The organism is Dictyobacter arantiisoli, assembly GCF_008326305.1.
Classification (GTDB): domain Bacteria; phylum Chloroflexota; class Ktedonobacteria; order Ktedonobacterales; family Ktedonobacteraceae; genus Dictyobacter; species Dictyobacter arantiisoli.
The window spans coordinates 1-4547 of sequence record NZ_BIXY01000172.1 but is presented as its reverse complement, the minus strand read 5'-3'; the positions used below and the strand labels follow the sequence as shown (position 1 = coordinate 4547).

At 47.6% G+C, this 4547-nt stretch carries 5 protein-coding genes and 2 pseudogenes; 5 read left to right on the top strand and 2 right to left on the bottom strand.

Going from position 1 to position 4547, the window contains the following annotated elements:
- Positions 1-343, top strand: a 343-nt coding sequence (locus tag F1593_RS28785) for a hypothetical protein (protein ID WP_172632508.1), incomplete at its 5' end; no start/stop codon positions are given.
- 72 nt (positions 344-415) lie between these two features.
- On the opposite strand, the gene F1593_RS27285 is transcribed toward F1593_RS28785, so the two are convergent.
- The gene (locus F1593_RS27285) at positions 416-991 is read right to left on the bottom strand and encodes a Gfo/Idh/MocA family protein (protein WP_235932726.1); all 576 of its coding nucleotides are present in this window, start codon (positions 989-991) and stop codon (positions 416-418) included.
- Between the two features lie 143 nt (positions 992-1134).
- Here F1593_RS27285 and F1593_RS27280 point away from each other — a divergent pair.
- Positions 1135-1593 (top strand): annotated as a pseudogene (locus F1593_RS27280) (DDE-type integrase/transposase/recombinase); the annotation flags it as partial.
- Between the two features lie 119 nt (positions 1594-1712).
- Here F1593_RS27280 and F1593_RS27275 read toward each other — a convergent pair.
- Positions 1713-1940: a hypothetical protein gene (locus tag F1593_RS27275; protein ID WP_149404709.1), complete on the bottom strand. Its 228-nt coding sequence runs from the start codon at positions 1938-1940 to the stop codon at positions 1713-1715.
- A 155-nt stretch (positions 1941-2095) separates the two neighbouring features.
- Between F1593_RS27275 and F1593_RS27270 the strand changes: the two are divergent.
- From F1593_RS27270 to F1593_RS27260, 3 genes and pseudogenes are all read left to right on the top strand, one after another.
- Positions 2096-2731: pseudogene (locus tag F1593_RS27270) on the top strand (class I SAM-dependent methyltransferase); the annotation flags it as partial.
- A 211-nt stretch (positions 2732-2942) separates the two neighbouring features.
- Positions 2943-3680 (top strand): citrate/2-methylcitrate synthase, encoded by a 738-nt coding sequence (locus tag F1593_RS27265; RefSeq protein ID WP_149404707.1) that lies wholly within the window; start codon positions 2943-2945, stop codon positions 3678-3680.
- Positions 3681-3893: 213 nt separating this feature from the next.
- Positions 3894-4535 (top strand): acylneuraminate cytidylyltransferase family protein, encoded by a 642-nt coding sequence (locus F1593_RS27260; RefSeq protein ID WP_172632507.1) that lies wholly within the window; start codon positions 3894-3896, stop codon positions 4533-4535.
- The last annotated feature ends 12 nt before the right edge of the window (positions 4536-4547 follow it).

Sequence of the window (4547 nt, the reverse complement as noted above, 5' to 3'; positions counted from 1 at the left end):
GATGTTTCTGATTGTGGGCAATGCCATTCGTATGGATTGTGAATGGACCAAGATCTATGAACGCCTGGTGCCACTCAAATGTAGTTATGATGAACGAACCCGCACCTACAAAGGCAAGCTCAAAGTCATTGGGAGGATCGCTGGACAGATGATTTCACTCATCTATGCCCTTCTCAAAAAAGATTGGGAAGCGCTAGCAGCAACACCTCCAGGGAAAGAGCCTCCTGAGCCAACCATATATGATCCAGTTCTCCATCATTCACACCGAGAAGGAGGATATCGTTCGCAGAAGCCACGTGAGCACCGAGGAAGGATTATTCAACTCCCTCAGCCGCAAAGGTAAGATTCCATGAGAATCAGCTTACGTGTGTGCCGTGTTGCGCTTGATTGTATCCCTGGTTCAGCCAGGAAGTACTCAGAAGGAGGTACTTGGATCACCCAACCTACCTGAAGCCGAAAGGCCAAGGGCAACACCAGCCACGAGACGAGCGAGAGAAACACAATTTCCACCGACATCGAGGATATCACGAATTAGGCGACGTTCTGAATGGTCATCTTCTCGTTGAAAAGCAAAGTTCACCTGAATTGTATGTACTTCGCCAATCACCCCTGAGCGGATCAATGCAGTGACCTTCTCAATCTGAGGATGATAGCGATATGTGAATGCTTCCATCAGAAAGACCTGATGACGTCGCGCTGACTCCACGATGGCCATTGCTCCTGCGTGATTGAGGGCCATAGGATGTTCACACAAAATGTCTTTGCCTGCTTCAGCGGCTCTCATTGCCCATTGCATGTGTTGTGAAAATGGAGTAGCAATAAAAACAACCTGAACCTGGTCATCCACTAGTAGGTCTTGATACCTGCCGTAGCAGCGTTGTAGACCCCAGTGTGCTCCAAAGGTGTCTGCTGCTTCTTGACTGTGGCCTCCAACTGCCACGGGGGTTCCTGTATTTGAATGTATGATGCCCCTCGCAAAGGTTGTTGCCATTTTACCGGTTCCTAGGCGACTCAGTGAGCGAGAGAACTTCTCAAGTTCCCATTCTGTCCTCCCCACGATGCTTTGGGCTGGTTTACTCATTGTGGAGTTGACCCGTTTTTGGAGGGAACCAAAACGTAAAAGTTAGGCCAGAGAAGACACCTGAAAAATGGTGCGATCTGTATCGCGCCATTGACGCAGATGGCAACCTGGTTGATTCACGCCTGAGCGAGCAACGGGATATGGAGGCGGCCCAACAGTGTTTCAAGCACGCTCTCGCCGTCGTCGGCCCTACCCCGAAACGGGTGACAACGGATGGACACGCCTCCTCCCCACGAGCAGTGCGTGAAACACTGGGTGATCAGGTGCTCCATCGAACCAACCAATATCTCAATAATCGCCTGGAACAGGACCATCGGGGAGTCAAGCAACGGTAGTATCCCATGCATGGCTTCGGAAACTTCGACTCGGCTGCCCGTTTCTGTTCTGCCTTTGACGAATGACGGAACTAGCTTCGTCCTCTCTCCACCATGGGAGAACCGTCCTCACGCTCAGAACAGCGACGAGCTTTCCTTGATCGGCTTACAACCTTGAAGGCATCGATACAAGCAGCCCTCTCGCGAGAGACCGCACTATCTCAGCATTCGCTTTCCACAATGAGCTTCTGTGTTCTCAGTTCTGACAGAACCAATGGGAGGTATCGTATAAGCACTATTAACTTATTCTTCTACCGTTACCAGGGCTGAAATACTTCTTCTAATGCTGCTACCGAGGGTTCTTTTCCCCATTGTTCCTGTAGCTGATGATAACTTCCAGCAAGTTTGTTGAAGTATAATCTAGATCCAAGCTCTTTGGCTAGCATCGCCCCTTCCATTAAGATAGCTCTACTTGACTCTAGCTCTTTCTGTTGAAGCTGTACTTCTGCTTGATAAAGGAAGCGCTCATAGCTGGCCGTCGGCACCGAGTTGATACCTCCTATTTGTTGCCAAAAGACGATCTAGAAATCCATCGGCTGGATTTTCAGCACTATGCATTATATTCAGTGCTGGGAAGTCATTATAAAGCACCGCTCGATTCGACTACAACCAAGGCGATTCTTGACGTGGGAGTGGGACAGGCCGCTGGGCCATTGAGACTGCCAGGGCATTCCCACAGGCACATGTCTTTGGGATTGATATCGAAGTGCCCACTTTTTTAACACCGCCACCATCAAACTGCACCTTTTATGGAGGGAATGTCCTCAGTGGTATTCCTTTTGCACAGGATCATTTTGACTATGTGCACCAGCGGTTACTTGTCGGGGCGATCCCTGCGCTGGAGTGGCCTTCCGTTCTTCAGGAGTTGGTGCGGGTAACACGGCCAGGGGGATGGATAGAGATTTTAGAGTCAGGAGCTGGGTACCACAATATCGGGCCAGCATACCATTATTTGAAGAAAGCCTGGGATGCTGGCATTGCACAGGCGGGATTTGATTTATCGTTAATGCCTCACCTTGACATTTTGCTCGAAAATGCAGGCCTGAAAAACATCAAAATGAGGACCGTCCCCATGCCATTAGGGAAATGGGCGGGAAGATCGGGGGAATTGATGGCGATTGACATCTACAATGTTTTTAAGGGATTCAAAGGTTTCTACACCTCTCAATTAAATGTATCCGAGAAGGATTTTGATGCAGCGCTTGCTGCGTTGCCAGGAGAGTGGGAAAAACACCACACAACGTATGATTTTTATCTTGTCTATGGGCAAAAGTAACAACTGTCTAGGCCGTAGACCTGGGTACATGGGCTGTGTTTTTTACTGCTCCTGTATCCTGGCCTGCGGGGTGACAATGGAAGGTGGTGCTTGTTGGTGAGGTATCTTGCAGGGTTTGTGGACAAGGCAGTTATCCTCCTTGAGCGTTTTTGCTCTCGTCCCTACATAGGGATAGCTGCCTTGTTTTTGTACTGATATAAGGAGTTGTTACATGGAAAAGCTTGAACCTTGGCATTCCTCAATTACAGAAGTACACCAGGATGATTTATGGACACATGGAGTGAATCAATCCGAGATCATCCGCGAATTCTCCTATGAAGAAATGGTTTTCTTTCTTCTCAAGGGGAAAAGGCCAACCCCTACTCAACGTAATCTTTTAAGAGCAGTTATTGTCTCACATATCAGTCATGGCATTACTGGTCAAAGCACAATGGCCGTGATACAGGCTGCTGATTGCCGTTCAGACTTTTTACATGCTGCAATCGGTGAGTTCTCTGTTGGCGCGGGGATCTATCATCAAGGTGGTCTACGGGCCGCTATGCTTGAGCTACAAAATTTTGCAGTTATGGCTCCATCAGTACGAGCAACCTGTATCACCGAGAGATTAGGGGCGCGAGAGAAAATTATTGGATTCGGCCATAGATTTCATTCGCGAGATCCACGCGCTCGCATCCTCCTCGAAATTGCTGAAGAAGAAGGATTTACTGGTCCTTACTTAATAGCAGCGAAGGAGGTAAAAACTATTCTAAGAGATAAAAAAGGCATTTTTATGAATATTGAAGCAGCGGGAGGCGCTATCCTCCTTGACCTGGGCTTTGATCCGGCTATTGCCCATTTAATTATTATAACCGGAAGGAGTCCAATGTACGCTGCCGCGTATCTGGAGCGATTAGCCCAGGAGCGCGTCCCTTTTCAAAAACTTGCAGTTGCGGATGTTCTTGAGAAGTAAACTGTGGCTGAATATGTGGTCAAACGTATGAGGAGAAATAGTTAGGTTTTGACCACATTTCACACATCCATCATTGTCTGAAGGAATGAATTCGTTTCAATATGTTTTGAAAGGCAAGAAAACAATGGATAGTGTCGTATCATCAGCACCTCATATTGCCGCTATCATTCCAGCGAGGGGCGGCTCTAAGGGGGGTTCAGAAAGAACATACGTTTGTTGGCTGGCAAGCCGTTGCTTTATTACATTGTTCAAGCTGCGTACGCATCAAGCTATTTGAATTGTGAAAATGTATTTATATCAACTGAAGACGAAGAGATTGCAAGATACGCGGAGTCATTGAATGCACGTATCTTGCATCGCCCTCCCGCTTTAGCAGATGATTCAGGACCTAGTTTTAGAGGTATTCAATGGGGGGTAAATGAACTTCACAGGCAAGGTATTGAGCCAGATATTTGCGTGACGATGCGTCCAACATCTCCGCTGTGTAGTGGTGAAGATGTTGATGCTGCTATTGAATTGTTACTAAGCAATAGTGAAGCTGACTCCGTCATCAGTGTTGGACCTGCCATAGCAATTCATCCAGCACGCCTAAAACGAATTTTGAACAATGGAAGGTTAGAGGATGCATACGAAAGCGAAGGACAGTATCCACAACGTCGACAAAGCTTTGAACAACTGTACTTGCGCAATGGTGCTGTCTACGTTACGAAAGCAGCCGTCATTCATGCAGGGAGTCTTTGGGGATCTAAGAGCCTTGCATATGTCATGCCGGAAGAACGGTCCATAAATATTAATACAGAATTTCAATTCACAATGGCAGAGTTGCTCATTCGCAATAAGGAGGCAGCTTCTTAGGCTATTCCTGGA

Excerpts from the sequence above, each read along its gene's own strand:
- F1593_RS27285 (WP_235932726.1), bottom strand. The coding sequence starts at position 991 with ATGGCAACAACCTTTGCGAGGGGCATCATACATTCAAATACAGGAACC.
- F1593_RS27265 (WP_149404707.1), top strand. The coding sequence starts at position 2,943 with ATGGAAAAGCTTGAACCTTGGCATTCCTCAATTACAGAAGTACACCAG.